The organism is Thermogutta sp., assembly GCF_014359955.1.
Lineage (GTDB): Bacteria > Planctomycetota > Planctomycetia > Pirellulales > Thermoguttaceae > Thermogutta.
In genome coordinates this window covers 1-1,688 of the sequence record NZ_JACIYL010000892.1, presented here as the reverse complement: position 1 = coordinate 1,688, position 1,688 = coordinate 1, and the positions used below count along the sequence as shown (strand labels likewise).

The 1,688-nt window shown below is 61.4% G+C and carries 3 protein-coding genes; all 3 read left to right on the top strand.

All coding sequences use genetic code 11. The features are described from left to right. Positions 1–648, top strand: a 648-nt coding sequence (locus H5U08_RS17970; protein WP_297036272.1) for an ornithine carbamoyltransferase, incomplete at its 5' end; no start/stop codon positions are given. 50 nt (positions 649–698) lie between these two features. Next, positions 699–1,433 carry a ribonuclease PH gene (gene rph / locus H5U08_RS17965; protein WP_297036275.1) on the top strand — a complete coding sequence of 245 codons (735 nt, stop codon included), beginning with the start codon at positions 699–701 and terminating at the stop codon, positions 1,431–1,433. Positions 1,434–1,497: 64 nt separating this feature from the next. Then, a partial coding sequence (locus H5U08_RS17960) for a hypothetical protein (RefSeq protein ID WP_297036269.1) occupies positions 1,498–1,688 on the top strand: 191 nt, incomplete at its 3' end.

The window sequence follows — 1,688 nt, the reverse complement described above, 5'->3', positions numbered from 1 at the left end:
CTCAGCCAGTATGTCGATGTTATCGTCTTTCGCGGTAATAAACATCAAACGGTGGAAGAACTCGCCCGCTACTCCAGTTGCCCGGTGATCAACGGTCTGACCGACTACGCTCATCCCTGTCAGGCGCTGGCCGACCTGTTCACGCTGCGAGAAATTGCGGGTAAACTGCGGGGGCATACCCTGGCGTGGGTGGGTGACGGAAACAACGTGGCTCGCAGCCTTGCCGAAGGTTGCGCCAAGCTCGGTGTGCGATTTGTCATGGCCACCCCGGAAAAGTATCGGTTCGAACCCGAGTTTGTCGATCGCTTGAGGAAAAAACATCCCGATTTCCAGTTCGAGGTGGTGGATCGCCCCGAGGACGCCGTGCGGGACGCGCTCGCAATTTATACAGACGTCTGGACGAGCATGGGCCAGGAGGCAGAGGCGGAACAGCGGCGTCGGGATTTCGCGCCCTATCAGGTCAACGCCCAGCTCATGGCCCATACGCAGAAAGGTGCCGTGTTCATGCACTGCCTGCCCGCTCATCGGGGAGAAGAGGTGACGGACGAGGTGATCGATGGGCCGCAGAGCGTCGTCCTCCAGCAGGCTGCCAATCGGTTACACGTTCAAAAGGGCATCCTGGCGTGGCTTCTCGGGGCGCATGCGTGAAGGAATCAAGCCAGGCCGTTGAGCGTTGTGAACAGGGAGACAGCGACGTGGTGACGCGCGGGGATGGTCGAACCTGGAACGAGTTGCGTCCGATAACGATCCAGCGGCGCTTCACAACGGCTTCCGCGGGAAGTGTTCTCATCTCTGCCGGGCGGAGTATCGTCCTCTGCACGGCCAATGTGGAGCTGCAGGTCCCCGCCTGGTTGGAGGATCAGGGGAGCGGTTGGCTCACCGCCGAATACAGCATGCTGCCCGGCAGCACGTCCCCGCGCAAGCAGCGGGAGCGCAGCCGGGTGGAAGGCCGTACGGCCGAAATCCAGCGACTGATTGGCCGCAGCCTGCGGGGCGTGGTGGATCTCCAGGCGCTGGGACCTCGCACCATCACGATCGACTGCGACGTCCTTCAGGCGGACGGCGGTACGCGCACGCTCAGCATCACCGGAGGGTTCATCGCTCTTGTGGATGCTCTCCGCACGATTCAGGCGGAACTCCCCAACCCCGAGCGTTTGCCCCTCCGTGACAGCGTCGCGGCCGTCAGCGTGGCCCAGTGGGGCGAGGATCTGGTCCTGGATCCTAACCAGCAGGAAGACAATGAAGCGGCGGTGGATTTTAATGTTATCATGACGGGGAGCGGAAAATTCGTGGAGATTCAGGGGACGGCCGAACACGAGCCTTTCGATCGGCTGCTCCTCGAACGCATCCTGGACCTGGCTGCTCAGGGAATCGCGGAACTGACGCGTCTCCAGCGAGAAGCGCTCGGAGACGACTGGCCGTGGGCTCCCTGACCAGTCCAGGCCAGAGCAAGCACCCCCTTCTGTCTGAGGAAAGCACCACGTGCGGGAAAACGCCATGATACAGAAAATCTGGTGGTGGCTAATGCGGGACGGTGCGCCCAGCGTGAAAAACACCAGCCTGCCTGTCTTGATCGCCTGCATGTCTTTGGTGGCGGTTTCATGCCGTCCGATGCCGCCTATCGGAGAAAACGGCAAAGAATCGCGGAGGCCGTCGCGTCGTACCGAATTCCGTGAAGTGAAATACAC